Origin of the sequence: Rhabdonatronobacter sediminivivens (assembly GCF_013415485.1) — a bacterium.
Classification (GTDB): domain Bacteria; phylum Pseudomonadota; class Alphaproteobacteria; order Rhodobacterales; family Rhodobacteraceae; genus Rhabdonatronobacter; species Rhabdonatronobacter sediminivivens.
The window spans coordinates 44,543-71,251 of the sequence record NZ_JACBXS010000005.1 but is presented as its reverse complement, the minus strand read 5'-3'; the positions used below and the strand labels follow the sequence as shown (position 1 = coordinate 71,251).

At 67.0% G+C, this 26,709-nt stretch carries 25 protein-coding genes; 17 read left to right on the top strand and 8 right to left on the bottom strand.

Annotated features, from left to right (window positions below; genetic code table 11):
* Nucleotides 1-190: 190 nt before the first annotated feature.
* The 4 genes from HUK65_RS03530 (at nucleotide 191) to HUK65_RS03515 (ending at nucleotide 3,896) form a co-directional block, all read left to right on the top strand.
* Complete coding sequence (locus tag HUK65_RS03530) at nucleotides 191-1,033, top strand: AAA family ATPase (protein ID WP_179904753.1); 843 nt, start codon at nucleotides 191-193, stop codon at nucleotides 1,031-1,033.
* Between the two features lie 73 nt (nucleotides 1,034-1,106).
* Nucleotides 1,107-2,507 carry a DUF2927 domain-containing protein gene (locus HUK65_RS03525; protein ID WP_179904752.1) on the top strand — a complete coding sequence of 467 codons (1,401 nt, stop codon included), beginning with the start codon at nucleotides 1,107-1,109 and terminating at the stop codon, nucleotides 2,505-2,507.
* Nucleotides 2,508-2,543: 36 nt separating this feature from the next.
* Nucleotides 2,544-2,708, top strand: coding sequence for a hypothetical protein (locus tag HUK65_RS03520; RefSeq protein WP_179904751.1), 165 nt, complete (start codon nucleotides 2,544-2,546; stop codon nucleotides 2,706-2,708).
* 3 nt (nucleotides 2,709-2,711) lie between these two features.
* A complete protein-coding gene (locus tag HUK65_RS03515; protein ID WP_179904750.1) occupies nucleotides 2,712-3,896 on the top strand; it encodes a vWA domain-containing protein in 1,185 nt (394 codons plus the stop codon).
* Between the two features lie 440 nt (nucleotides 3,897-4,336).
* Here the strand turns inward: HUK65_RS03515 and HUK65_RS03510 are convergent, their stop codons facing one another.
* The 3 genes from HUK65_RS03510 to HUK65_RS03500 all read right to left on the bottom strand — a co-directional run bounded on the left by HUK65_RS03510 (nucleotide 4,337) and on the right by HUK65_RS03500 (nucleotide 9,383).
* Complete coding sequence (locus HUK65_RS03510; protein WP_179904749.1) at nucleotides 4,337-8,020, bottom strand: PAS domain S-box protein; 3,684 nt, start codon at nucleotides 8,018-8,020, stop codon at nucleotides 4,337-4,339.
* A 120-nt stretch (nucleotides 8,021-8,140) separates the two neighbouring features.
* Complete coding sequence (locus HUK65_RS03505) at nucleotides 8,141-8,818, bottom strand: DsbA family protein (RefSeq protein ID WP_179904748.1); 678 nt, start codon at nucleotides 8,816-8,818, stop codon at nucleotides 8,141-8,143.
* A gap of 1 nt (nucleotide 8,819) precedes the next feature.
* Nucleotides 8,820-9,383 (bottom strand): DUF721 domain-containing protein, encoded by a 564-nt coding sequence (locus HUK65_RS03500; RefSeq protein WP_179904747.1) that lies wholly within the window; start codon nucleotides 9,381-9,383, stop codon nucleotides 8,820-8,822.
* Nucleotides 9,384-9,482: 99 nt separating this feature from the next.
* Between HUK65_RS03500 and mutY the strand changes: the two genes are divergently transcribed.
* Nucleotides 9,483-10,547: an A/G-specific adenine glycosylase gene (gene mutY / locus HUK65_RS03495; protein WP_179904746.1), complete on the top strand. Its 1,065-nt coding sequence runs from the start codon at nucleotides 9,483-9,485 to the stop codon at nucleotides 10,545-10,547.
* A gap of 39 nt (nucleotides 10,548-10,586) precedes the next feature.
* Here the strand turns inward: mutY and HUK65_RS03490 are convergent, their stop codons facing one another.
* Together HUK65_RS03490 and HUK65_RS03485 are read right to left on the bottom strand one after the other, a co-directional pair.
* A complete protein-coding gene (locus HUK65_RS03490) occupies nucleotides 10,587-10,964 on the bottom strand; it encodes a DUF2237 family protein (protein WP_179904745.1) in 378 nt (125 codons plus the stop codon).
* 97 nt (nucleotides 10,965-11,061) lie between these two features.
* Nucleotides 11,062-11,910 carry a protein-disulfide reductase DsbD domain-containing protein gene (locus HUK65_RS03485; protein WP_179904744.1) on the bottom strand — a complete coding sequence of 283 codons (849 nt, stop codon included), beginning with the start codon at nucleotides 11,908-11,910 and terminating at the stop codon, nucleotides 11,062-11,064.
* A 165-nt stretch (nucleotides 11,911-12,075) separates the two neighbouring features.
* On the opposite strand from HUK65_RS03485, the gene HUK65_RS03480 reads away from it, so the two are divergent.
* The 10 genes from HUK65_RS03480 to ftsH all read left to right on the top strand — a co-directional run bounded on the left by HUK65_RS03480 (nucleotide 12,076) and on the right by ftsH (nucleotide 22,028).
* Nucleotides 12,076-12,672 carry a YqgE/AlgH family protein gene (locus HUK65_RS03480; RefSeq protein WP_179904743.1) on the top strand — a complete coding sequence of 199 codons (597 nt, stop codon included), beginning with the start codon at nucleotides 12,076-12,078 and terminating at the stop codon, nucleotides 12,670-12,672.
* A gap of 393 nt (nucleotides 12,673-13,065) precedes the next feature.
* A complete protein-coding gene (ybgC, locus tag HUK65_RS03475) occupies nucleotides 13,066-13,464 on the top strand; it encodes a tol-pal system-associated acyl-CoA thioesterase (protein ID WP_179904742.1) in 399 nt (132 codons plus the stop codon).
* A gap of 111 nt (nucleotides 13,465-13,575) precedes the next feature.
* Nucleotides 13,576-14,274, top strand: coding sequence for a protein TolQ (tolQ, locus tag HUK65_RS03470; RefSeq protein ID WP_179904741.1), 699 nt, complete (start codon nucleotides 13,576-13,578; stop codon nucleotides 14,272-14,274).
* A 3-nt stretch (nucleotides 14,275-14,277) separates the two neighbouring features.
* Nucleotides 14,278-14,742, top strand: a complete 465-nt coding sequence (gene tolR / locus HUK65_RS03465) for a protein TolR (protein WP_179904740.1) — start codon at nucleotides 14,278-14,280, stop codon at nucleotides 14,740-14,742.
* Nucleotides 14,743-14,757: 15 nt separating this feature from the next.
* The gene (locus HUK65_RS03460; RefSeq protein WP_179904739.1) at nucleotides 14,758-15,960 is read left to right on the top strand and encodes a hypothetical protein; all 1,203 of its coding nucleotides are present in this window, start codon (nucleotides 14,758-14,760) and stop codon (nucleotides 15,958-15,960) included.
* Between the two features lie 38 nt (nucleotides 15,961-15,998).
* Nucleotides 15,999-17,321 carry a Tol-Pal system beta propeller repeat protein TolB gene (gene tolB / locus HUK65_RS03455; RefSeq protein WP_179904825.1) on the top strand — a complete coding sequence of 441 codons (1,323 nt, stop codon included), beginning with the start codon at nucleotides 15,999-16,001 and terminating at the stop codon, nucleotides 17,319-17,321.
* Nucleotides 17,322-17,383: 62 nt separating this feature from the next.
* On the top strand, nucleotides 17,384-17,911 hold the full coding sequence (gene pal / locus HUK65_RS03450) for a peptidoglycan-associated lipoprotein Pal (RefSeq protein WP_179904738.1): 528 nt from the start codon (nucleotides 17,384-17,386) through the stop codon (nucleotides 17,909-17,911).
* A gap of 7 nt (nucleotides 17,912-17,918) precedes the next feature.
* Complete coding sequence (ybgF, locus tag HUK65_RS03445; RefSeq protein WP_179904737.1) at nucleotides 17,919-18,746, top strand: tol-pal system protein YbgF; 828 nt, start codon at nucleotides 17,919-17,921, stop codon at nucleotides 18,744-18,746.
* A 34-nt stretch (nucleotides 18,747-18,780) separates the two neighbouring features.
* Nucleotides 18,781-20,037: a tRNA lysidine(34) synthetase TilS gene (gene tilS / locus HUK65_RS03440; RefSeq protein ID WP_179904736.1), complete on the top strand. Its 1,257-nt coding sequence runs from the start codon at nucleotides 18,781-18,783 to the stop codon at nucleotides 20,035-20,037.
* Nucleotides 20,038-20,111: 74 nt separating this feature from the next.
* Nucleotides 20,112-22,028 (top strand): ATP-dependent zinc metalloprotease FtsH, encoded by a 1,917-nt coding sequence (gene ftsH, locus HUK65_RS03435; RefSeq protein WP_179904735.1) that lies wholly within the window; start codon nucleotides 20,112-20,114, stop codon nucleotides 22,026-22,028.
* A 69-nt stretch (nucleotides 22,029-22,097) separates the two neighbouring features.
* Here the strand turns inward: ftsH and HUK65_RS03430 are convergent, their stop codons facing one another.
* Nucleotides 22,098-22,865, bottom strand: a complete 768-nt coding sequence (locus HUK65_RS03430) for a MauE/DoxX family redox-associated membrane protein (RefSeq protein ID WP_327787026.1) — start codon at nucleotides 22,863-22,865, stop codon at nucleotides 22,098-22,100.
* Nucleotides 22,866-23,175: 310 nt separating this feature from the next.
* On the opposite strand from HUK65_RS03430, the gene gloA reads away from it, so the two are divergent.
* A complete protein-coding gene (gene gloA, locus HUK65_RS03425) occupies nucleotides 23,176-23,676 on the top strand; it encodes a lactoylglutathione lyase (RefSeq protein WP_179904734.1) in 501 nt (166 codons plus the stop codon).
* 80 nt (nucleotides 23,677-23,756) lie between these two features.
* The gene (locus HUK65_RS03420; RefSeq protein ID WP_179904733.1) at nucleotides 23,757-24,896 is read left to right on the top strand and encodes an alkane 1-monooxygenase; all 1,140 of its coding nucleotides are present in this window, start codon (nucleotides 23,757-23,759) and stop codon (nucleotides 24,894-24,896) included.
* A gap of 70 nt (nucleotides 24,897-24,966) precedes the next feature.
* On the opposite strand, the gene trpB is transcribed toward HUK65_RS03420, so the two are convergent.
* Both trpB and HUK65_RS03410 read right to left on the bottom strand, forming a co-directional pair.
* A complete protein-coding gene (trpB, locus tag HUK65_RS03415; RefSeq protein ID WP_179904732.1) occupies nucleotides 24,967-26,193 on the bottom strand; it encodes a tryptophan synthase subunit beta in 1,227 nt (408 codons plus the stop codon).
* Entirely contained in the window at nucleotides 26,178-26,705 is a 528-nt protein-coding gene (locus HUK65_RS03410; protein WP_327787025.1) for a GNAT family N-acetyltransferase, read from the bottom strand. Before HUK65_RS03410 ends, trpB begins: the two co-directional genes overlap by 16 nt.
* Between the last annotated feature and the right edge of the window lie 4 nt (nucleotides 26,706-26,709).

Here is a 26,709-nt window from a genome sequence, read left to right as displayed (position 1 = left end):
CGCCTGTCGTGGTGATCCTGGTCTGGTGCATGATGGCCTTGTAACCTCCGGCTCTTGCGGCGGGGAATAGCCGATGGGTCCGGCAATGTCACGCGGATTTCTGCCGATTGTGCGTATCTTGCGGCGCTGCTGCGGCGGCGCTAGGGTCCGCCGGAACCGGGTGGACCTGCCCGACCATGCTGGAGCCGACATGACCTTCACCTCGACCGACCGCTATGTGGCCACCGACGATCTGAGCGTTGCCGTCAACGCCGCCGTGACCCTGGAACGCCCGCTTCTGGTGAAGGGCGAACCCGGCACCGGCAAGACGGAATTGGCCCGCCAGGTGGCGGCCTCGCTGCGCGCCCCGATTCTGGAATGGCATGTCAAATCCACCACCCGCGCCCAGCAGGGGCTTTATGAATATGATGCGGTATCACGCCTGCGTGACAGCCAGCTGGGCGATCCAAGGGTCGAGGACGTCTCCAACTACATCCGCAAGGGCAAGCTGTGGCAGGCCTTCGAGGCCGAGGACCGCGTGGTGCTGCTGATCGATGAGATCGACAAGGCGGATATCGAGTTTCCCAATGACCTGTTGCAGGAGCTCGACCGGATGGAGTTCTTCGTCTACGAGACCGGCGAGACCATCCGCGCCCGCCGGCGCCCCGTGGTCATCATCACCTCGAACAACGAAAAGGACCTGCCGGATGCGTTCCTGCGGCGGTGTTTCTTCCACTACATCCGCTTTCCGGACCTGGAGACGATGAAATCCATCGTCGCCGTGCATTTCCCCGACATCAAGGACCGGCTGCTGACCACGGCGCTGACGCAATTCTATCAACTGCGCGAGACACCGGGGCTGAAGAAGAAACCCTCCACCTCCGAAGTGCTGGACTGGCTGAAGCTGCTGCTGGCCGAGGACCTGTCGCCCGAGGATCTCAAGCACGACGGCGCCTCGGCCCTGCCGAAGTTGCACGGGGCGCTGCTGAAGAACGAACAGGACGTGCATCTGTTCGAACGCCTGGCCTTCATGGCGCGGCGCGGGGGGCGGTAACATTCCCCCTGCAAGCGCCACATCACGCGGTTTCCCGTTGCCGGGATCACCTGATCCGCGCTAGGCCATGGGTATGACCACGCAGGTATCGCATGACATTCGGCGCAATGCACCCCGGCGCGGGCGGGCGCTGCGCGCATCCGCTCTGGCGGCGCTGCTGCCGGTGCTCGCCGCCTGCGCCCCGGCCCCGGATGTGGGCGAGCGGCTGCAACCCGCCGTCAATGCCGCCATCCCCGCACCCCGCTTCGACAGCCCCCGCCCCTATGCCCCCGCGCGCAGCAACACCGAAATCGCCCATGATATCCTGGAGCTGGGCTTCTTTCTGGAAAGCGGGCGCGAGATTCCGCGGTTTTCACGCTTCGAAGGGCCGGTGGCCCTGGCCCTGACCGGCGAGGTGCCCCGCGGCGCCGTAGAGGAAACCGACCGCCTGCTTGCGCGCATCCGCACCGAAGCCGGGATCGACATCCGCCGCACCGGCCGCGCGCCCGCGCAGATCACCGTCGAATTTGTCCCCGGACGCCAGTTGCGCCGCGAAGTGCCGCAAGCCGCCTGTTTCGTGGTGCCCAATGTCAGCGACTGGTCCGAATTCCGCGCCGCACGCCGCAGCGATACGCTGGACTGGACCCGGGTGATCGAACGCACCCGCGTGGGCGTGTTCATCCCCTCGGACACCACGCCGCAGGAAATCCGCGATTGCCTGCATGAGGAAATCGCTCAGGCGATGGGGCCGCTCAATGACCTGTATCGCCTGCAGGATTCGGTGTTCAACGATGACAATTTCCAGACCGTCCTGACCGGCTTCGACATGCTGGTCCTGCGGGTCTGGACCGCGCCGGAGCTGCGCAGCGGCATGACACAGGCCCAGGTGGCCGAACGCCTGCCCGCGATCCTTGCACGCAAGAACCCCCGCGGAGAGCGTGCATTCTCCGGCACCCTGCCCGACCGTTCGCCCCGCGCCTGGGTCAACGCGGTGGAAACCGCATTGGGGCGTGGCGGCAACCGCGCAGCGCGGCAGGGCGCGGCCACCACGGCGCTGGCCATCGCCTCGGCCCGCGGGTGGGAGGACGCGCGCATGGCCTTCAGCCTCTATCTGGTGGCCCGCTTCGCCCCCGCCAGCGCCGGCGAAACCGCGCTGGCCGCCCTGATGCGCGCGCAGGCGATCTATCACACCCTGCCGGGGGGCGAGGTTCACGCCGCCCATATGGACATGCACATGGCCACACAGGCGCTGGCCGCAGGCCAGAACAGCCTGGTGCTGACCCTGACCGGCCGCGCCATGGACCCCGCGCGCCGCACCGAAAACGCCGCCCTTCAGGCCACATTGATGCTGCTGCGCGCCGAAGCCCTGCAACGCCTGGGCCGCCAGGCCGAGGCCGACGCCCTGCGCCGCAACAGCATTCCGCTGGCGGCCTGGGGCTTTGGCCGGCCGGATGCGCTGGACAGCCGCATCGCCGAAATCGCCGCCCTGCGCTAGGGGCGCGCATAACGAAAAGTCAGACATGGAGCGATCATGATCGTCATACTCGGAGTTTTGCTGGGGGTCGCGCTGGGCGTGCGCCAGGCCAGCCGCATGGAGGGCAAGACCCTGGACAAACTGCAGTTCGGCGCCGTCTACGGCATCATCGGCGGTCTGGTCGGGCTTGCGCTGACCATCGCCATAGAATGGTCGTTCTAGCCCATGTTCCTGCCCTTCTTCGATCAGCTGCGCAGCCATGGCGTTCCGGTCAGCCTGCGCGAATACCTCGGGTTTCTGGAGGGGATGCAGGCGGGGCTGGTCACCTATGACAGCGAGGGCTTCTACTACCTGGCCCGCACCGCCATGGTAAAGGACGAACGCCACATCGACCGCTTCGACCGCGCCTTTGCCGCCGCCTTTGCCGGGCTGGAGGCGATCAGCGCCGAACAGGTGCTGGGCGCCATCGACCTGCCGCGCGACTGGCTGGAGAAGCAGGCCGAAAAGCACCTCAGCGAGGCCGAAAAGGCCGAGATCGAGGCGCTGGGCGGGTTCGACAAGCTGATGGAGACGCTGAAACAGCGCCTGGAGGACCAGAAGGGCCGCCACCAGGGCGGCAACAAATGGATCGGCACCGCCGGCACCTCGCCCTTTGGCGCCTATGGCTACAACCCCGAAGGCGTGCGCATCGGCCAGGACAAGAGCCGCCACCAGCGCGCGGTCAAGGTCTGGGACAAGCGCGAATTCCGCGATCTGGACGACACCCGCGAACTGGGCACCCGCAACATCAAGGTGGCCCTGAAACAACTGCGCAAATGGGCCCGCGACGGCGCCGAGGAAGAGCTGGATCTGGACGGCACCATCCGCGCCACCGCCGAACAGGGCTGGCTGGACGTGCGCACCCGCCCCGAACGGCGCAACGCGGTCAAGGTGCTGCTGCTGCTGGACATCGGCGGGTCGATGGACCCGCATGTCCACGCGGTCGAGGAACTCTTCAGCGCCGCCCGCGCCGAATTCAAGCATCTGGAACATTACTACTTCCACAATTGCCTCTATGAATTCGTCTGGCGCAACAACGCGCGGCGATGGACCGAACGCCAATCCACCTGGGATCTGCTGCGCAGTTACGGGTCGGACTGGAAATGCATCTTCGTGGGCGACGCCACCATGTCCCCCTATGAGGTCGCCTTTGCCGGCGGCGCCAATGAACACTGGAACGAGGAGTCGGGCGAGGTCTGGCTGCAACGCGCCCGCGCCCAATGGCCGGACCACCTGTGGATCAACCCCACGCCGGAACGCTTCTGGCCCCACACCCAGTCCCTGCAGATGATCCAGCAGATATTCGAAGGCCGTATGGTTCCCATGACCCTGGACGGGATCAGCCGCGGTGTGCGCGAGCTGGGCCGCTGAGGCCACACTGCCCGCCAAGCAAGCCTCCCGCATGGCGGGCGCGGCGCACCATGACATGCGAACGGAACTGCCCACGCAAATCTGTCCCAACGCTTCAGGCTCAGGCCCGGAACAGAAGCCAATGCGCGCCCCACCGCCCCGGCAGTGCAGCCCCCTGTCCGGCCAAACTACAAGCAACACCACGCACCCAACTGCAGTGTGAACAGAAGCCCATGTCCAGCCGCACAAGCCCCCAGGCCCGGCGTTTCAAGGCGCAGCACGCGACGCCGCCGCCCCCGAGGGCCGGTCGCAAGGCTCAATGCGCCCGTGATCCCGCCACCGATCAATGACAAGCGGCCAACCATGGGCGCGCGGCAGCGGCGGCGCGTGGGGGCTCGATGCCCCCCAAGCCGCCACCCCCTTCAGCCGCGGGCCATACCCGCCTCTGGATCGCCGGGACCCTACCGATCCATCGCCTGCGCCTGAAGGGTCAGGCGCGTGACCTCGCGGATCAGTTCCGCGGCCTGAAAAGGCTTGGCGACATGGGTATCGAACCCGGCCGCGTGGATCTCGTCAATCTGGTCGCGCATGGCATTGGCGGTTATGGCCACGGCGCCGGGGCGTGGCAGGCTGCGCGCGCGGGCTTCGGCCCGGATGCATTGCAGGGCCGTGACCCCGTCCATACGCGGCATCGAGATATCCAGCAACAAGAGGTCATAGCGCTCCGGTTCCTCGGACCATGCCTCCAGCGCCGCCTGACCATCGGGCAGGATCAATGCGCGCGCGCCCGCACGGGTCAGCATCACCTCCAGCAACATCCGGTTGGTGGCATTGTCATCCGCAGCCAGCAGCACCAGCCCCGCCAGCGGCAAGCTGCCCGGCGGTTCCGGGCTTTCGGCTGCCTCCACTGGCGCCTGCGCGCAGAGCGGCAGCGGCAGGGTCACGCTTACGCATGTTCCCTTCCCTTCCCGGCTGGCTACGTCAAGCGTGCCGGCCATGACATCAACCAGATGCTGGACGATGGACATGCCCAGCCCGGTGCCCCCGAAACGCCGCGTGGTGGTGCCATCGGCCTGTTCGAACGGCGCGAAAACCCGCTCAAGCGCCTCGGTGCTCATGCCGATGCCACTGTCGCGCACGGATATGCGCAGCGGCCCGTCACTCTGTGCCGATACGTTCAGCACGACATGGCCGGTTTCGGTGAACTTGATCGCATTGCTCAGCAGGTTGTGCAGGATCTGCTGGACGCGCAGCTCATCGCCCAGCCGCGGCGCGGCGCATTCCGGAGACATGACGACCTCGAACTCCAGCCCCTTCCGACGCGCCAGCTCCTGATAGGTGGTCACGATCTTCCGGACAGTCTGGCGCGGCTCAAACCGTGCCGGTGACAGGGTCATCTTGCCCGCCTCGATCTTGGCCATGTCCAGAAGATCGTTGAGGATTCGCAGCAGGCTGCGACCGGACTCGCGGATGGTGCCCAGCATTTCGGCCTGCCAGGGGTCATCCAGCTCCTCGGACAGGAGCTCGGCCATGCCGAGGATGCCGTTCAGGGGGGTCCGGATTTCATGGCTCATATTGGCAAGAAAGGCCGACTTGGCCTGGTTCGCCTGCTCGGCCTTCTGCTTGGCCTCATAGATCGCGGTCACGTCCGAGCCCACCCCGCGGTAGCCCCCGAAACGGCCTTCCTCGTCGAACCACGGACTGCCGCTCAGGCGCAGCCAGATGCGCCGCCCGTCTGGCCCGGGCACGCTGTAGACAAAGTCACGGAACGACTGGCGCTGATCCAGCGCGCCCATCACCTTTGCCCAGTCGCCGCTTTCGCGCGCGGCGGGCACCTCAGCCAGCCGTTCCGCAATGGTCTTGCCGATCTGGTCGATGATCTGCAACCCGGTGATCTTTTCCAGACTGGGCGAGAGATAGACAAACCGCAGGTCCGGGTCCATTTCCCAGAACCAGTCCGAGCTAACCGATTCAATGTCGAAGAACCGCTTCTCGGCGCGCAGGTGGCGGTTCATCGCCTCCTTCAGCTCGGCATTCTTGCGCGCCAGTTCCTTGGACTGAAGGTGTTCGCGGGTGATATCCAGATGGATCCCTGCCATCGCCAGGGCACGGCCCTTACTGTCAACCCGCGAGACCCTGCCCTTGGACAGGATCCAGACCCAATGGCCGTCCTTGTGGCGCAACCGCATGCGATAGGCAAATTGCGTCCGGGTGCCGGCAAAGACCTGATCCAGTTGTCGGCTGGCGGCCTGCAGGTCCCCTTCATGGACCAGCGTGCGCCAGTGGTCGATATGCATGGGCGTCAGTTCATGCAGTGCATAGCCCAGCATCTCGGCCCAGCGCGCGTTGATCGTATTCAGGCCACTGGCCAGATCCCATTCCCAGGTGCCGACCTCGGCCCCTTCGATGATGGCCTCCAGGCGCTGGCGGGCGGTCTTCAGCGCGGTGATGTCGCTGCGCATGCTGACCAGCCCGCCATCCGGGGTGCGCAACCGAAGCTGGCGGAACCAGCGCCCGTCACGCAGTTGCAGCTCGCTTTCGCTGCGATCGGATTTCAGGGTGGCAAGGGATTCGGCGACATAGGTTTCCTCGCGCCCTGCGGCATCCAGCAACTGCCCCGTGGCGATCAGCGCGCGCAGCACCTCCTCAAAGCTGCGGCCCGCTTCATAGACATGCTCCGTGCCGGGTATGATGCGGCGCTGGCTTTCGTTGCAGACCACCAGACGGTGATCGGCATCGAAATAGGTGAAGCCATCGGGCAGGGATTCGACCGCATTGACCAGTTGCTCACGCGCGCGAACGGCCTCGGCGGTCTTGCGGGCCAGCGCCGCCTCATACTCCAGTTGCTCGGTCAGATCGGCGGCAAACAGCCAGCCCAGAAGGCGGCCGTCATTGTCATCATAGCCGACACCCCGGATGGAAATCGGCATCGGCGTGCCATCGGCGCGGCGGTAGTTCAGGGTCAGCGGCCCAAAGGCACCGACAGCGGTCAGATCTGCCAATGCCGTTTCGGCCATCCCGCGATGCTCGGGCGTGACCAGATCCAGCGCGCATTGGCCCAGAACCTGCGCGCGCGTATAGCCGCTTTCCGTCAGCAGCGAATCATTCACATCCAGGATTTCGCCATCATTCTTCAGATCGATCAATGTGATGGCAACGGGCGAGCGCTGAAACATCGCATCCAGCATCGTTCTGCGGCGGCGGGCTTCGCGTTCGGCATTCGTGCGCCCGGTGACATTGCGCACCACCAGGACATAGCCCGGCCGTTCGGTGGCATGCCCGACCTCACGCCGTGCGGCCGATATCTCGTACCAGCCGGGCGTGCCATCCCGCCCGTCCCAGCGAAAGAAATGACCCAGGCTGCGGCCCCTTTGGTCAACATCGGCCATGACCCTGCGCAACAAGGCAGCGCGCCGGGGGTGCAGCGCCTCTTCGATCGAATTTTCCAGAAAATCAGTGACATCGGCGGGGAAGTTATCCGGCGCCCCGCAATGTGCATCACGGAACACGCCATCGGCGTCCAGTTCCAGAACCATGTCCGGCATGGCGTCCAGCGTTGCCTGCAGATGGGTTTCCACGCTGCGCGCACGGCTTTCGGCGCGGGCAACCTCATCCAGGGCCGCGCGGCGCTGGAGCACAGTGGTGATCATGTCCGCGACCGAGCGCAGCAGCAGCACCTCATCCTCGGCAAAGCTGCGATGGGCGCGCACCGCGTCAAAGCCCACGAAGCCCACGAACCGCCCGCCATGGGACATGGGCACCGCCAGCAATGACTTGATGTCCTGCAGTTCCAGCGTGGGGCGGATGGGGTCATCGGGGTCCATCTGCGCCACATCGGGGATGTAGATGACCTGCGCTTCCTCAAAGGTCTTGCGCCACCCGCCAAGCATGGCCGCATCCAGCCCCTGCAACTGGTCGATCATGGGTTCGGTGCCGGGCGCCACCCATTCATGGGTGTTGTCCAGAAAATCCGGCGCCCTGATCTGGAACACATAGGTCCGGTCCGAACCGCAGGCCTCACCCAGCTGTCCCAGGGTCGCATCGATCGTCCGGTCCAGCGCATCGGGTTCGGCGCGTAGCAGATCGTTCAGCAGCGCCACGACAAGCGTCTGGAACCTGAGTCTGTGTTCGGTGTCATGCGTCATAGAGCGATGGCCCACAGCGATGCCGACCGGGCAGAACCCCGACCGTCGAAGGATCAGACCACAGGATTACGCACAACTCGTTAACGCATTGATACACGCAGAGCGAAGCCACCCCCGGTGTCAGTTCTCCAGCAGATCGGTCAGCACGGCTTCGAATTCCGAATAGGGCATGTTCGAAAACTGCTGGCCGTTGATCATGAAGGTCGGGGTGGCGCGGATGTCGTCGGCCTCGGCATTGGCCTGATAGGTGGCGGTCAGCGCCAGCGCCATGTCCCGGTCGCCCAGGCAGGCGTTGATCTCATCATTGTTGAGCCCGGCCTGGCGACCGATCCGGCGGAGGTTCTCGGCGATTGCGGCCTCGGTCTGTCCCGAGGTCCACTCCTGCTGGGTCTCATAGATCAGCCCGGCGATGCCATGATAGCTTTCGGTGCCGCCACAGCGCGCGACCATGGCCGCCCAAAGGCCATAGCGGTCAAAGAACACCTCGCGCGTGATGAACTGGATCTGCCCGGTCTCGATGAAATTCTCCTTGATCTGCTGGAAGGGACCAAGGTGGAAATTCGCGCAATGGGGGCAGGTGAACGAGGCATATTCGATCACCGTGACGCTGGCATCGGGGTTGCCCAGGGTGATCTCGGGGACCTTGGGCAGGTCAGCGGCGCCGGTGTCGGCGCTGGCGGCGCCCACGGCGGGCAACGCGGTGGTTGCCGCGGCCTGCGGATCAGGGCGTGTGAACCACCAGGCGCCACCTGCAACCGCAACAACGGCCAGAGCGGCGGGGATCATCTTGGTCAGCATCTCAGTGTCCTTTCGATCGATTGCGTGCGGCCAGCACATTCAGCGCCAGCTTTTCCAGGGCGCTGCGCAGGGTTTCATCGCCCACATCCGCCGCGACACCCTGCGCCCTTGCCTGCAGTTGCGCAGTGAACTGGGGTTCCGGGGCCTGCCCGGCGCCCGGGGCATGGGCAAAGGGCGTCTGCCCTTCGGCAAAACCGGTGGGCGCGGTCTGGGTCAGGGCGATGCGGGCAATGGCGTTATACCCGTAGCAGGCGTTCACCCGCTCACGGATGCGGTCCTTCTGCATTTCGACCAGCGGCGCCTGCGCCCCCGGCACCAGCAGGCTGAGCGTGGCGCCCATCCCCTTGCGCGCGTAGCTCACGCGGACGGGGCGGCACAGGCGGGCGGTGTCTTCGCCGACGATCTCGGGCCAGTGGGTCAGCAGGCGGGCGACGGCAAAACCGCGCGATTCGCTGATCTTGCGCAAGGGGGTGCGCAACAGACCCGCCGCAGGTTCGAACCCGCGTCCCCGGCGGACGGGGCGCTTTCCGGGGCCTGGCGGCCGGCTGCCGAAGGTATCGGTCATGCGCAGGGTCTGGTCGCGGTCATCATGGGCGTTATTGTAAGGGCTGAACCGCCGGGCGCCAGAGGCCGCGGCACCGTGAGGGAAACAAAAGGCTCAAGAATGCGTGACAGCACTGCCACAGGCCCCGTGCCCGCGCAGATCGCCGGGCGGCTGATGGCGTGGTATGATCGCCACGCGCGCGCCTTGCCCTGGCGCGTGCCCCCCGGCGTGGCGCAGCGGCCGGACCCGTATCGCGTCTGGCTGTCCGAGGTGATGCTGCAACAGACCACCGTGGCGGCGGTGAAAGGCTATTTCCATGCCTTCACTGCCCGCTGGCCAACGGTCCAGGCCCTGGCCGCAGCCGCGGATGACGATGTCATGGCCGCCTGGGCCGGGCTGGGCTATTACGCCCGGGCGCGCAACCTGCTGAAATGCGCCCGTGAAGTGGCCGCGCGCGGCGGTTTCCCCGATACCCGCGCCGAATTGCAGAGGCTGCCCGGCATCGGCCCCTATACCGCCGCCGCCATTGCCGCCATCGCCTTTGACCGCCCCGAAGCGGTACTGGACGGCAATGTCGAACGGGTCATGGCGCGGCTGTTTGCGGTGGAAACGCCGCTGCCCGCCGCCAAGCCCGCGCTGACGGAACTGGCCGCCGCGCTGACCCCGCTGCAGCGCCCCGGGGACCACGCCCAGGCGGTGATGGACCTTGGCGCCACCATCTGCACCCCGCGCAGCCCCGCCTGCGGCATCTGTCCGGTGATGGCGTTCTGCGCGGCCCGGGCCTCGGGGATTGCCGCGACCCTGCCGCGCAAGACGCCCAAACCCGCCAAACCCCTGCGCCGCGGGATCGTCCATGTGGCCCGGCGCCATGACGGCGCCCTGCTGCTGGAACGCCGCCCCGCCCGGGGGCTGCTGGGCGGGATGCTGGGCTGGCCCGGCAGCGCCTGGGAGGAAACACCCCGCCCCGCCCCGCCGCTGGAGGCCGACTGGCACACTCTGGAAGCCGAGGTGCGCCACACGTTCACGCATTTTCATCTGCGGCTGCAGGTTCAGGTGGCACGGGTGCCCCCGGCTGCGCAGCCCGAACGCGGCGGGTTCATCGCCCGCCAGGAGTTCGACCCGCAGGGCCTGCCCACCGTGATGCGCAAGGTCTGGTCCCTGGCCGGACCGGCGCTGGTGGATTAGCGCCAGCGGCCCGGGCGCCGCCGCCCCCGCCGCACAGGGCTATTCGACGACATGCGCCTTCAGCAGCTCCAGCGGCACGATCTCCAGCGCGCGCCGGTGGGTGGCCTCCAGCCGCACCCTGGGCGCCACCCCTTCGTGATCGGCCTGCAGGAACCGTGCCGCACAGAGGCACCAGTGATCGCCGGGCTTGAGCCCCGGAAAGGCGAGTTCCGGCCGTGGCGTGGACAGATCATTGCCCAGATACTTGGAATAGGCCAGAAATTCGGCGGTCATCACGGCGCAGACCGTATGGCTGCCCTGATCTTCGGCGCAGGTATCGCAGGCACCATTGCGAAAGAACCCGGTCATGGGATCGGTCGAACAGGGCTCCAGCGCGCCGCCCAGCACGTTGACCGAAGGGTCCTTGTCATATGCCATGTCATTACCCCGGTCATTACACGTTACACTGCCTCGCAGGATACCCACTCCCCCTCCGAAGTCCAAGGCAGAAGTCCAAGGCAGTTGCGCAGAGAACTCAGGCGGGATCGCAGCCGCGGTGTTCGACCACGGCGCCATCGCTCAGCACCGTCACCCGCAGCGAGGACCGATCCACCATCACCGGGTGCTGACGATCGCGCGCCAGGACCAGGGCCTCTGCACGCAGCAGCCCCCCCTCGCGCGCATTTTCCCCATGGCGCACCCGCAGCGCCGGGTTGCCGGGTTCCAGAATCACGCGCTCATCACTGCCGATGCGGGGCATCTCCAGTTCCACCCGCAGGCGCATCCGGTTCTTGGCGTCAGGTTCCAGCGTGCACCGCAGCGCCGACAGGCCCATGTCGCGCGCCGGGCGCGGGCCGGCGGTCATGGCGCCCTGGATCACCGGGTCCGGCACCCCTGCGCCGCCTGCGAAATCGCCCTTAATCTGCATGTCCACGGGGATGCAGATATCACGGCACACACCAAGGGTGACATCCGCCCGCAGATGCATGGGCTGCCCGCGCGTGCCCGGGGTCAGCACAATCGGCAGGACCAGTTCGTCCTCATAGCCGATATTGGTGATCCCGTTGCGCACAAAGGTGCGCGGACTGGGCCAGTGCTTTGTCACGCCCGAGATATTGCTGGACCCGGACCAGTCCATGCGCAGCGCCAGCCCGCCATCGCCCGGAACCCGCCAATAGGTCATCCAGCCATCGGCCAGGCGCAGATGCAGCGCGGCCACATGGGTGCCATCGGTCATGCTCCAGCCCGGGCGCAACTGGGCCTCGACCACCTCGGACGGGCGCACGCCCTGCGCCCAGGCTGGCAGCACCAGCGCCAGAAGCCACGCGCCAAAACTCAGGGAAAGCGCCACCAGGCGCAGCGGGGGGTGTGTCCGACTCGTCATGCGGCCATCATCAGAAACCGCCCCCGGAAGGGAAGTCACGTTTCGGATAGCTTTGGCGGCTGTGGCACGCATGCACCGCCTGCCCGCGCAGCACCGGGCCAACCTGCCGGTGGCGGCACAAGACTGTGGCTTGGCAACGGCGCGCGGCTGCGGCATCCTTGGCGCATGACCGAAACCACGCCCCCCGCCGACGCCCCCCTTGATCTGACCGGCAAGCTGCTGGTCGCCATGCCTGGGATGGAGGACATGCGCTTTTCCCGCAGCGTGGTCTGCATCTGCGCCCATTCCGAGGACGGCGCCATGGGGCTGATCCTCAACAAACCCCTGCCGGACCTGCGCCTGCCCGCGCTGCTGGAGCATCTGGACCTGCTGGCCGAAAACGGCAACCAGCATGCCCCCGACGCCCCGGTGCATTTCGGCGGCCCGGTGGAACACGGGCGGGGCTTCGTGCTGCATTCGCCGGACTACAGCTGCGGCGGGGCCACACTGCGCGTGACCCCGGATATCGCCATGACGGGGACGGTGGATATCCTGCAGGACATGCTGCACGGGCGCGGCCCGGCCCAGGCGCATATGATGCTGGGCTATGCCGGCTGGGCGCCCGGACAGCTTGAGGCCGAGATGCTGGCCAATGGCTGGCTGAGCGTGGACGCCACCGCCGCGCTGGTCTTCGACACCCCGCCCCCCGCCCAATGGGAGGCCGCCCTGCGCGCCCTTGGCGTGGACCCGGTGATGCTTTCGGGCGCGGCGGGGCGGGCGTGATGGATGGCGGGGCGGGACCGATCGTCTGGGTGCAGGTGGAGGGCTGGCGTCTGCTTTGCGGGACCTTTCTGCCGTTGGTCATTGGGCGCGAAGCCGCGCTGCGTCGGGCCGCGGTGCGGCGATCCGTGCTGTGAGCTATCGTGCTTTATGGCAGCCAGATCCGTAAAACTTCCAGGCTATGCAGTTGTGGCAGCCAAGTCGCCGTGCCGGGGGGCGGCCCGGCGAGGCGCGGCGGGCTGACGCCCTTGATTCCGCGCCGGGGAGCGATCGCTCAGGACTCCTTACGTCATCATCCCCCTCAGCCCGCTTCGGGTCGCCCCCGCCTTCCCATGGCCTCCGCTCCGCGGCAATGCTACGCAGCGATGAACCGCGCGCAAGGACGGATGCCACCCCATGCCCCACACCCACCCCATCCGCGTCTATTACGAGGACACCGACCTTGCGGGCATCGTCTATTACGCCAATTACCTGAAGTTCATCGAACGGGCGCGGACGGAATGGGTGCGCGGGCTGGGCATCGATCAGGCGGCTCTGAAGGCGTCGCAGGGGCTGGTCTTTGCCGTGCGGCGGGTTGAGGCCGATTACCTCGCCCCCGCCCGCTTCGATGACCTGCTGGACGTCACCACCACGGCGCAGGCCGCGACCCCTGCGCGGCTGATCCTGCGCCAGCAGGTGCTGCGCGGCGAGGCGCTTCTGTTAGATGCGACGGTGGTGCTGGTGTGCCTCAACACCGCCGGGCGGGCGCAGCGATTTCCCGCCGCGCTGCGCGCCCTTTGCATCGATCACGGATAAATTTGTTGCATCACCGGTCGATCTGTTGGCTTTGAGGGCCGAAAACCTGTAGATTCGCCGCCAAACAGAGCTGCCCGCGCAAAGGGTGGCCCATCTTGAGTGAGCAGACCCATGGAACAGACCGCCCTTGCCGCTGCGCAAGACATCGACTTTTCGCTGGTCGCGCTGTTTGCGCGCGCCACCCTGACCGTGCAGCTGGTGATGATCATCCTGATCCTGGCCTCGTTCTGGTCCTGGGGGATCATCATCCAGAAGCTGATCCGCTATCGCCGCGCCCGCGCCGAGGCGGAAGCCTTTGACGGCGCCTTCTGGTCCGGTGAACCGCTGGATGAGCTTTACGAACAGCTTGGCCCTGAACCGGCCAGCCCGCCCGCGCGGGTCTTTGCCGCCGGGATGGCCGAATGGCGGCGAAGTCACCGACAGGATGGCGCGCTGATCCCCGGCGCGGTGCAGCGCATCGACCGCTCCATGGATGTGGCCATCACGCGGGAGGCGCGCGAGCTGCAGGGCGGGCTGACCTTTCTGGCCTCGGTCGGCTCGGCCTCGCCCTTCATCGGGCTTTTTGGCACGGTCTGGGGGATCAAGCACGCCTTCGAGGAAATCGCGCTGGCGCAATCCACCAATCTGGCCGTGGTCGCGCCGGGCATCGCCGAGGCGCTTCTGGCCACCGGGCTGGGGCTGCTGGCCGCCATTCCCGCCACCATCTTCTACAACAAGCTGACCGAGGATTCGGAGGTCATCATCTCGGGCTTCGAGGCCTTTGCCGATGAGTTCAACACCATCCTGTCACGTCAGCTGGATGCGGCCTGAGCGATGGGGGGACAGGTCATCAAGCGCAATAGCGGCAACGGGCGGCGGCGGCGCGGGACCGGCGGGCGCATGTCGGAAATCAACGTCACGCCCTTTGTGGATGTGATGCTGGTGCTGCTGATCATCTTCATGGTGGCCGCACCGATGTTGACCGTGGGCGTGCCGGTGGAGTTGCCGCGCACTTCGGCGGGCGCGCTGCCCGCGGAACAGGAAGAGCCGCTTTCGGTGACCCTGACCGCCGATGGCCGGGTGCTGATCATGACCACCGAGGTTCAGGGCGGCGATCTGGTCGCGCAGTTGCGCGCGGTGGCCGCCGAACGCCGCGACAACAGGATCTTCCTGCGCGCCGACGGGACCATTCCCTATGAGCGCGTGGTCCAGGTGATGGGCGCGCTGAATTCGGGCGGGTTCAACAATATCGGGCTGGTGACCGACACCGGCGGGCCGCGTTTCGACGGGCAGAACTGAGCCAGGCGAAAGCACATGGATACGGGACAGAAGATTTCGGGTGCGATGCATCTTGCCCTCATCCTCTGGGTGATGGTGGGGGATCTGTTTCGCGCGCCCGACAGCGGGCTGAGCGTGCCCGTGGCCGATGTCTCGTTGATCAGCGCCGAGGAATTCGCCGCGCTGCAGGCCCCTGCGCGCAGCCCGGAGCCGGACCCTGCCCCCGCACCGGCGCCCCCACCCCCGCCGGACCCCGAGCCCGAGCCCGAGGCCGCCGCCCCCGAACCCACGCCCGCGCCAGAACCCGCGCCTGAGCCTGAGCCAGAACCCGCGCCAGAGCCCGCCCCGCCTCCGACCCCGGAGCCGCAGGCCGAACCTGAACCGCAGCCCGAACCCGAAGCGCCCGCCCCGCCCGAAACCGGCGTGGTGCTTTCGCCCGCGCCTGCGCCCGGCAGCTCTACCCGCCCACGTCCGCGACCGGTGGACCGTGTCGCCCCCACACCAAGCGAAGCCCCCGACCCCGAGGCGCGTATCGACATCACCGAATCCGAGGCGATCACCCCCGATGCCGAGCGCGAGGCCGATGTGACCGAACCCGAGGCCGAGGCCACCGCCCTGCCCGAGGCCACGACCGAAATCGTGACCGAAGCCACCGAAACCGACACCGAATCGCTGGACCTGGCTGCCCGTGCGCCCCAGGTCAGCCCCCGCCCCGAAAGCCGCCCCACCCGCCCGCAGCCACCTGCGGCCGCACCAGAGCAACCCGCCCCGCAACAACAAGCGCAACAGCCCGCCGCCACCCCGGACCCGGAACCGGAACCCGAACCCGAGGCCCCCCGCGATGCCATTGCCGATGCCCTGGCTCAGGCGATGACCGGCGGCGCCACTGAAACCGGCCCCGCGCGCCCGGCCACCGGCGGGCTGACCCAGTCCGAAGCCGACGGTCTGCGCCTGGCCGTGCAGCAATGCTGGAACCTGGGCGCGCTGTCCACCGAAGCCATGGGCGTCACGGTGACGGTGGGCCTGTCCATGACCCCGTCCGCCCTGCCCGAGGTCGGCACCATCCGCATGGTCAGCGCCTCGGGCGGGTCGGACTCGGCGACATCACAGGCGTTCGAGGCCGCGCGCCGGGCAATCATCCGCTGCGCCGGTGACGGATATGGCCTCCCCCCCGAGAAATACGATCAATGGCGTGATATAGAGATCACGTTCAACCCCGAAGGGATGCGTATACGATGACAGATATTTCCATGCCCCCTGCCCTCCGGGTCCCGGTTATGGCGCGGCTGATACTGGCCCTGACCGCCGGGCTGGCGCTGATGCTTGGCGCGGCTGCGGCCTTCGCCCAATCCTCGGGGCCGCTCAGGATCGAGATCACCGAAGGCGTGATCGAACCCATGCCCTTTGCGGTTCCCGCCTTCGTGGCCGAAAACAGCGCCGGACAGCAATTCAGCGACCAGCTCTCCCGCGTGATCGCGGCCAACCTGAGCAACACGGGCCTGTTCCGCGAGATCCCGGCCTCAGCCCATATCGCGCGGATCACCAGCTTTGACGCGCCGGTGCAATATTCCGACTGGCGCGCGATCAACGCCCAGGCGCTGATCACCGGCGCGGTCTCGGTGCAGGGCAACCGCATGTCGGTCAAGTTCCGGCTGTTCGACATCGTATCAGGGCGGCAGATGGGGGACGGTCTGCAGTTTCAGGGCAGCACGGATGCCTGGCGGCGCATGGCGCACAAGGTCTCGGACGCGGTCTATAGCCGGATCACCGGCGAGGGCGGCTATTTCGACAGCCGGGTGGTGTTCGTGGCCGAATCCGGCCCGCGCGAAAACCGCGTGAAGCGGCTGGCGGTAATGGATCAGGACGGCGCCAATGTCGAATACCTGACCGACGGGCGCGCGCTGGTGATCGCACCGCGGTTTTCGCCCACCGGGGACCGTATCCTCTATACCAGCTATGAAACCGGCACGCCGCGCATCTATCTGATGGATATGGGCAACATGCGCCGGCAGGTGGTGGGCGACCAGCCCGGCACCATGACCTTCGCCCCGCGCTTTTCCCCCGACGGGGGCAGCATGGTCTATTCGCTGTCGGTCGGCGGGACCACGGACCTGTTCCGGCTGAACCTGTCCAACGGACAGCGCACGCAGCTGACCAACGCGCCTTCCATCGCCACCGCGCCCAGCTTCTCGCCCGATGGCAACCGGGTGGTGTTTGAATCCGACCGCTCGGGCACCTCGCAGCTTTACGTCATGCCGGCCAATGGCGGCGAGGCGCGGCGCATCAGCTTCGGCCAGGGCCGCTATGGCACGCCCGTCTGGTCCCCGCGCGGCGACCTGATCGCCTTTACCAAATCGCATCAGGGCCGGTTCCATATCGGCGTCATGCGCTCGGACGGGTCCGAGGAGCGCCTGCTCACGGCCTCGTTCCTTGACGAAGGCCCGACCTGGGCGCCCAATGGCCGAGTGATCATGTTCACCCGCGAAACCGCGGGGGGCGATCCGGCGCTGTGGTCGGTCGATATCTCGGGGCGCAACCTGCGCCGCATCCCCACACCCGGCCCGGCCTCGGACCCGGCCTGGTCGCCGCTCCGGCAATAACCAATGACAACGCGGTCAGGGCCGCCACCGAGCAGCCCGCCGCATCACGAGGGAAAGACAGAATGAACCTGACAACCAAAGTGCTGATGGTGGTGGCCGCACTGGCGCTTGCCGCCTGCAACAACCCCCGCGGCGGAAGCGGCCAGTGGGATGACGCCAACGGCTTCGGCCCCGGTGCCGGTGGCATCCAGAGCGGCGCGCTGGGCGATCCCAACGACCCCAGCTCGATCGCGCATTTCCAGCAGCGCGTGGGCGACCGGGTGTTCTTTGACACCGATGCCAGCACCCTCAACGACACTGCGCGCCAGACCCTGGCCGGGCAGGCGCGCTGGCTCAGCTCCAACCCGCAATACACCATTCTGGTCGAAGGCCATGCCGACGAACGCGGCACCCGCGAATACAACGTGGCCCTGGGCGCGCGCCGGGCGAATGCGGCCATGCAATACCTGGTCAGCCAGGGCATCAGCGCCAACCGTATCCGCACCGTAAGCTACGGCAAGGAACGCCCGGTCGAAGCCTGCCCCGAGCCGCGCTGCTGGAACCAGAACCGCCGGGCGGTGACCGTTGTGTCCACCGGTCTGGCGGGCTGAGGCTGCCATGCGCCGGGGCCTTGTGATCCTGCTGGCGGTGGCGGGGGTGGCACTGACCACCCCCGCGCGCGCTGACACCCTTGCCGACCTTCGGGTTGAGGTCGAGCGCCTGGCCACCGACATGGCCCGCCTGCGCGCCGAGCTTCTGCCGGGCGACGGCAGCAGCCCGCCCGCGGTCGATGGCGACACGCTGGAGCGGATCGACCGGATCGAAGCCGCGCTTTCGCGCCTGACCGGGCAGGCCGAGGAGCTGGATTTCCGCATCCGCCAGATCGTCCGGGATGCCACCAACCGCCTGGGCGATATCGAATTCCGGCTGGTGGAGCTTGAAGGCGGCGACCCCACGCAACTGGGCACCACCCCGCCGCTGGGCGGTGTGGACCTGTCGCTGCCGGGGCAGACCACCACCCCCGAAAGCGCCCCGGAAGCAGAGGCTGATGCGCCGCTGATGGCCGCCGACGAGCAGCGCACCTTTGACCAGGCGGTGGCCTTGCTGGAGGACGGCCGCGCCGATGAGGCCGCCGAGGCCCTGAAAGCCTTCCTTGAGGCCTATCCCGGCGGCCCCATGACAGAGCAGGCGCAACTGCGCCTGGGTGAGGCCCATCGCGCCCGTGGCGCCACAGGCGATGCCGCCCGGACCTATCTGAACCTCTTTACCGCCGCGCCCCAGGGCCGCCACGCCCCCGCCGCCCTGCTGGCCCTGGGCGAGGCGCTGGCCGAACTGGGCGAAACCGCCGAAGCCTGCGTGATGTTCGAAGAGCTCTCGGACAGGTTCCCCGGCAGTGACGAGGAGGCGCGCGGGCGCGAGGCCTTCGCGCGCCTGTCCTGCGGGTGAGCGCGCCCACCCGCCACCCGGGGGCGGCGGGCGGATGACCCCTGCAGACCCCAGCCCCCCGCAGGCCGCGCTGGAAACCGCGCTGCGCGCCGCGCTCGGCCCGCAGCCGGGTGGGCCGGTCGGCATTGCCGTCTCGGGCGGCGGGGACTCGATGGCGCTGATGGTGCTGATGGCCGAATGGGCCGCCCGGCACGGGATTGCCCTGGCCGCCGTCAGCGTGAACCACGGCCTGCGCCCCGAAAGCCGCGCCGAGATCGCCGCCGCGGCAGCCCTGGCCGCGCGCCTTGGACTGGCCCATGACACACTGCACTGGCAAGGCGCGCGCGCGCGCGGCAATCTCATGGATGCCGCCCGTCAGGCCCGGCGCAGCCTGATTGCGGCCTGGGCGCAAGAGCGTGGCGTGCAGGCGGTTGCGCTGGGCCACACATTGGAGGATCAGGCCGAAACCCTGCTGATGCGGATCGCGCGCGGATCTGGCGTGGACGGCCTGGCCGGCATGGCGCCCGCCCGCCGCTGGGGGGGCATCACCTGGCTGCGCCCCCTGCTGACCACCCGGCGCGAAGCCCTGAGGGAGGTGCTGCGCGGATGCGGTGCCGACTGGGCCGAAGACCCCACGAATGCCGATCCGCGCTTTGCCCGCGCACGCACGCGCCGCGCAATGGCCCAACTGGGGCTGGACCCCGCCCGGCTAGCCCGCAGCGCCGGGCAGATGGCCCAGGCGCGCGACGCGCTGTCGCAGGCCGCGCTGGATGCGGGCGGCGGCATCCTGCGCATGCAGGCGGGCGATGCGCTGCTGGACCGCGCCGGGCTGGAGGCCCTGCCCCAGGAGCTGCGCGAGCGGCTGGTGGCGCAGCTCCTCTGCGCGCTTTCGGGCCAGCCCTACCGCCCCCGTCTTCAGGCCCTGCGCCGCGCGCTGGCCGCCCCCACACGCGCCACACTCCATGGCTGCCTGCTCACCTGGCAGCCGCGAACCCTTCGCATTGCGCGGGAATGGAAAGCGGTTGCAGGGCTTTGCACCCCGGTCGATGCCCTCTGGGATGGACGCTGGCGGCTTCATCCGCCGCCCGGCACGCCTGCCACCGGCCACAGCATCCGCGCATTGGGCCGGGCCATCGACCGGCTGCCCGTGGCCGCCGCGCCAACTCTGCCGCAAAGCTCGCTCATGGCCTCACCGGCGGTCTGGCGCGGCACCGAACTGGTGGCCGCCCCCCTTGCCGATCCGGGGTCACGATGGCGTGCATCCTGCCGTCAGGGCCCGCTCGACCTTCTGCGCGGGGCATTATCGCATTGATCGCGGCGGCGTAATCTCTATGTTTGACACAACTGCCGGACCGCTCCGGCTTCCGCTCTTACAGGAGGCGCCCCGTGGGCAACGCGCGAAATTTCGCATTCTGGATCGTTCTGTTTCTGCTGATGGTCATGCTGTTCAACATGTTCAGCGGCGGCCAGGGCACCAATTCGGCCCGTTCGGTCACTTATTCCGACTTCATCGAACGCGTGCAGCAAGGCGATGTGAACCGCGTCACGCTCGATGGTGAGCAGGTGATCTTCGTTGGGGCTGACGGCCAGCAATACAGCACCATCAAGCCCGAGGACGCAGGCCTGACCCAGCGGCTTCTGGACAACAACATCCCCATCGAGGCCCGGCCCCAGCAGCAGTCCGGCTTCCTGTCGGCGCTGACCCTGTGGCTGCCCTTCCTGCTGCTGATCGGCATCTGGATCTTCTTCATGAACCGGATGCAGGGCGGCGGACGTGGCGGCGCCATGGGTTTCGGCAAGTCCAAGGCGAAACTGCTGACCGAAAAGCACGGACGCGTGACATTTGATGACGTGGCCGGCATCGACGAGGCCAAGGACGAGTTGGAAGAGATCGTCGAATTCCTGCGCAACCCGCAGAAATTCAGCCGCCTGGGCGGGAAAATCCCAAAGGGGGCGCTGCTGGTCGGCCCTCCGGGCACCGGCAAGACGCTGCTGGCCCGCGCTATTGCAGGCGAGGCCGGGGTGCCCTTCTTCACCATCTCGGGCTCGGATTTCGTGGAAATGTTCGTGGGTGTCGGTGCGTCCCGCGTGCGCGACATGTTCGAGCAGGCCAAGAAAAACGCCCCCTGCATCGTCTTCATCGATGAGATCGACGCCGTGGGCCGCTCGCGTGGCGTTGGCTATGGCGGCGGCAATGATGAGCGCGAACAGACGCTGAACCAGCTTCTGGTGGAAATGGACGGGTTCGAGGCCAACGAAGGCATCATCATCGTTGCGGCCACCAACCGCCCCGATGTGCTGGACCCGGCGCTGCTGCGCCCCGGCCGCTTCGACCGTCAGGTGCAGGTGCCCAACCCTGACATCAAGGGCCGTGAACGCATCCTGGGCGTGCACGCCCGCAAGGTGCCGCTGGGCCCCAACGTGGACCTGCGCATCATCGCGCGGGGCACTCCGGGCTTCTCGGGCGCGGATCTGGCCAACCTGGTGAACGAGGCCGCGCTTATGGCCGCCCGTGGCAACCGGCGCTTCGTGATCATGGAGGATTTCGAAAACGCCAAGGACAAGGTGATGATGGGGTCCGAACGCCGCTCCATGGTCATGTCCGAGGATGAGAAGAAGCTGACCGCCTATCACGAGGCCGGGCACGCGGTCGTGGGGCTGAACGTGCCCCAGCATGACCCGATCCACAAGGCGACCATCATCCCCCGCGGGCGCGCGCTGGGTCTGGTGCTGTCCTTGCCGGAACGTGACCAGCTTTCGGTGACCTACACCAAGTACAAGTCCAAGATCGCCATGGCCATGGGCGGCCGGGTGGCCGAGGAACTGGTCTTTGGCACTGAGAACGTGACCTCGGGCGCGGCCAGCGACATCCAGCAGGTGACCAAGATCGCCCGCGCCATGGTGACGCAATTCGGCTTTGACCCCGAACTGGGCCATGTGGATTACGCCAATGAACAGCAATCCTATCTGGGCGCCTATGGTGGCGGGTCCAACCACTCGGGCATGACGCAGAAGATGATCGACGACAAGGTGCGCGACATCATCAACGAGGGCTATGAGACCGCCAAGAAGATCCTCACCGAGAAGCGCGACGATCTGGAGCGTCTGGCGCAGGGGCTGCTGGAGTATGAGACCCTGACCGGCCCCGAGATTACCCGCGTGATGAGGGGGGAGCCTATCGGGCGCGATGATCAGGATGACGAACCCTCGGGCGGGACGCCATCGGTCGCATCCATCCCGAAGACCCGCCCGCGCAAGCGCGGCGAGGGTGACAGCGGCCTGGAACCCGAGCCGCAGAGCTGAGCGCCAGGATCATGAAAGACAGACAAACCCCGGATCGCAGCGATCCGGGGTTTTTTCGTCTCCGTTCGATCACTGACCGATGCCGATCCCGGCGGGCTTGAGCAGCATCCATACGGCCATGCCGATCATCATCAGGTTCTCGGTCAGGGATACGAACCCCAGCGGCACCTTGCTGTCGCCGCCGACACAGGCACATTTCAACGCGCGCCGGTCGATATAGACGGCCTTGACCACCGACACCGCGCCGATGGTGCCGATGAACAGCGCCACGGGCACCGATATCCACATCAACGCGCCCGCCGCCATCAGCACCCCGGCCAGCCCTTCGGCAAAAGGATAGACATGACCGTAGCGCACCCAGCGCTGCGCCAGCAGGTCGTAGTTGAGGAACATCGTGGCGAAGCCGTCGATATCCTTGAGTTTCTGGAGCGCAAGAAGGCACATGGAGAGGGCAATGAACCATTCGGCGGCGGCAATGGTGGCAAGCCGCCCCTGACTGGCCCAACTGACCGCCAGCGCCATGGCGCCGGCCATGGCAAAGAGCGCGATCACGGGCCGGTAGCTGACGGCCTCGGGGTCCGGGACGGGTTTGCCCAGATGGCGGAGGAGATCCTCGTATCCGCCGATCCGCTGGCCCTTGATGAAGACCTGCGGCGTGGTGTCGACATCATGACGGGCCTTGAAGGCATCGATCTCGGCGCGCGAAGTCAGCGGGTGGTCGGCCACCGAGAACCCCTCGCGGCGCAGCAGATCGAGGGTTTTCAGCCCGTGCGGGCAGAGATGATCCGACATTTTCATCCGGTAGAGCGTGGCTTCGGGAGCTGTTGCTGCTGGCACTGCTGTCTCCGATCATCGGTTGCGCAAGGAAAACGCAACGGCCACGTTGAGGTTCCAGCCCTGCCCTGTGCAAGGCAGCGACGCGCCCGTGGCAGGGGGCGCTCCCGCCCCCGGGCAGACGCGGCAAGCCGCGCAGCCCGGCGTTGGGCCGGGCGCGCTGGCGCGCGCGGTTGCCATATGCGGCAGGCGTGGCGCCCCGTTGCCAGGGTGCCGGGTTGCGCAGCGGCAACCGGCTGCGCTATCGCGGTGGCGTGACGAAGCCGGACACGGGGCTTCGGCGTTGTTGGGGACAAGATCAAGGAGAGATGCGATGCAGGATGACCTGAAGGAAACCGAACAGTTCGTGCTGACCCATACCATGCTGCGGATCAAGGAGCCGGTGCGGTCGCTGCAATTCTACGAGCAGGTGCTGGGGTTCCGGCTGATCACACGGCTGGATTTCGATGAGGCGCGGTTCTCGCTCTATTTCCTGCAGGCGCGGGGGCATTCCGAGCCTGCGGACGGGTCGGTGGCGGCGACATTCTCGCGCGCGGGGTTGCTGGAGCTGACCCATAACTGGGGCACCGAGGGCGATGACACCGAGATGCATTCGGGCAATTCCGACCCCAAGGGTTTCGGCCATATCTGTATTGCCGTGCCCGATATTGTCGCCGCCTGCGCGCGGTTCGAGCGCATGGGCGTGACCTTTCAGAAGAAGCTTGGCGAGGGCGGGATGAAGGAGATTGCCTTTATCAAGGACCCGGACGGCTACTGGATCGAGGTGGTGCAGCCGGATCTGATGGAGGAGCTGGTGGGAGACAGAAGACGCTGAACTGTCGCAGCGCGGCGGGGCTGCATTGGCGCCCGTGCTGCGCTATATGATCAGAACTGTCCACCACAGGTTCGCTGCCCATGACCCCGGAGACCTTCCGCAAGTTGAGCGCCGCGCTGCCCTTCTGGGTCAGCCTGGGGTTTCTGCCCCTGATCACGGCGGCCGCGCACTGGGGCGGCTGGTGGCTGCTGGCGATGCCGGTCTATGGCTGGGGCGTGTTCACGCTGATGGATTTCCTGACCGGGCTGAACGAGGACAACGCGGATGTGGAGACGCCGCTGTCGGATCTGTTCTGGTACCGGGCGATCACGCTGATCTGGTTTCCGGTGCAGTTTGTGGTGATCTTTGGCGCGCTGTGGTGGGTGTCGGTCACCGATCACCTGCACTGGTTCGAGGTGCTGGCGCTGTTCTTTGGCGTGGGGGTCATGTCCGGGGTGATCGGCATTGTGTATTCCCATGAGCTGCTGCACCAGCGCACCAGGCTGGAGCGCTGGCTGGGGGATTTGCTGCTGGCCTCGGTGCTCTACAGTCATTTCCGGTCCGAGCATCTGCTGGTGCATCATTCCTGGGTCGGCACCCCGCGCGATCCGGTGACGGCGCGTTTGGGCGAGGGGTTTCAGGCCTATTTCTGGCGGGTTTTGCGGGATTGCCCGCCTTCGGCCTGGCGGGCCGAGGCGGCAATGCTGGCGCGGCGCGGCCTTCCTGCCTGGCACGGGCGCAACCCGTTCTGGCGCTACGCCGCGCTGCAGGGCGGGTTTCTGGCGCTGGCGTTCTGGATCGGCGGCTGGGCGGGGCTGGGACTGTTTGTGTGGCAGGCCTTCATCGCCATCTGGCAGCTGGAGCTGACCAATTACATCGAGCATTACGGTCTGACCCGGCGGCATCTGGGCGACGGGCGCTATGAGCCTGTGCGTCCGCATCACAGCTGGAACGCGGCGCACCGGGCCTCGAACTGGCTGATGATCAACCTGCAGCGCCATTCGGACCATCATTACAAGCCCGAGCGCCGCTTCCCGCTGTTGCAGACCTATACCGAGGATGAGGCCCCGCAACTGCCCTATGGCTATCCCGCGCTGACCACACTGGCGATGATCCCGCCCCTGTGGCGGCGGTTCATGAACCCCAGGGTGCGGGCCTGGCGGCGGCGGTTCTATCCCGATATCGAGGATTGGTCAGACTATGACGCCCATGCCACGCCCCTGCCGCGCGGCGCGGCCTGAACGGGGATGTCGCAGGGGGCGCGCGCCCCGGCGCAAGGGTGGCGGGGGCGGGCTGGGGTCAGGGGCGCTTTCAGCCCTCCATGTCGAAGCCCAGGTGGCGGGCGACGGTGAAGATGTCCTTGTCGCCCCGCCCGCACATGTTCATCACCAGCAGGTGGTCGGCAGGGAGGGTGGGCGCGATCTTGATCACATGGGCCAGCGCGTGGCTGGGCTCCAGCGCCGGGATGATCCCTTCAAGCGCGCAGCAGCGCTGGAAGGCGGCCAGCGCCTCGTCATCGGTGATGGAGACATATTCGGCGCGGCCGGTTTCATGTAGCCAGGAATGTTCCGGGCCGATGCCGGGGTAATCCAGCCCCGCGCTGATGGAATGGCCTTCGAGGATCTGGCCGTCGGCGTCCTGCAACAGATAGGTGCGGTTGCCATGCAGCACGCCCGGGCGCCCACCGGTGAGCGAGGCGCAATGCTCCATGCGGTCGTCGACGCCCTTGCCCCCGGCCTCGACCCCGATGATGCGCACCGAAGGATCATCCAGGAACGGGTGAAACAGCCCCATGGCGTTTGAGCCACCGCCGATGGCGGCCACCAGCGAATCCGGCAGGCGGCCTTCGCGCTCCATCATCTGGGTGCGCACCTCCTTGCCGATGATCGACTGGAAATCCCGCACCATGGCCGGATAGGGGTGCGGACCGGCCACCGTGCCGATGCAGTAGAAGGTATCGCGGACATTGGTCACCCAGTCGCGCAGGGCGTCATTCATGGCGTCCTTCAGGGTGCCGCGGCCGCTGGTGACGGGCACAACCTCGGCCCCCAGCAGCTTCATGCGGAACACGTTGGGTTTCTGGCGCTCCACGTCATGGGCGCCCATGTAGACGATGCATTTCAGCCCGAAACGGGCGCAGACCGTGGCGGTGGCCACCCCATGCTGCCCGGCGCCGGTTTCGGCGATGATCCGGGTCTTGCCCATGCGCATGGCCAGCAGGATCTGACCCAGGACGTTGTTGATCTTGTGCGCGCCGGTGTGGTTCAGCTCATCGCGCTTCATGTAGATCTTCGCGCCGCCCAGATCCTCGGTCAGGCGTTCGGCGAAATAGAGCGGGCTGGGACGGCCGACGTAATGGGTCCACAGATCATCCATCTGCGCCCAGAAGCTGTCATCGGTCTTGGCGCGTTCGTATTCGGCCTCAAGCTCCAGGATCAGCGGCATGAGGGTTTCCGAGACGAAACGCCCGCCGAAGATGCCGAAGCGGCCCTTTTCATCGGGGCCGTTCATGAAGGAGTTGATCAGGTCATCGGGCATGGTGCGTCCTCCGCTGGGCTTATCTGGCGTTTAAAGCCGATATGGGTTGGGGTAAAGCCAAGGCGTTCGTAAAAGGCCCGCGCATCGGTGCGGGTGGCGTTTGTGGTCAGTTGCAGCAGCGCACAACCGGCAGCGCGGGCGCGGGTCTCGGCATCGGCAAACATGCGCGCTCCGATGCCCGCGCCGCGCATACTTGCTGCCACGCGCACGCTTTCGATCTGCGCACGACGGGTGGCGCCCAGCGACAGGCCGGTGATGAAGGTCAGCTGATAGGTCGCCACGGCCATGGCGTCGATCTCGCCCAGGATCAGATGGTTGTCGGGCTCATCCAGCAGCCGGGCGAAGGCGCGTTCATAGGCCGCGGAAGGCGCATTCTCCCGGCCCGCACCCAGCCGGTCATCGCGCAGAAGCGCCAGGATCGCGGGCAGATCGCCCTGCCCGGCCAGCCGGAATGTCAGATCGCCCAAGATGCGCGCCCCCGTGATGGTCTGGATCAGATGTAGCGGCGCCACCTGC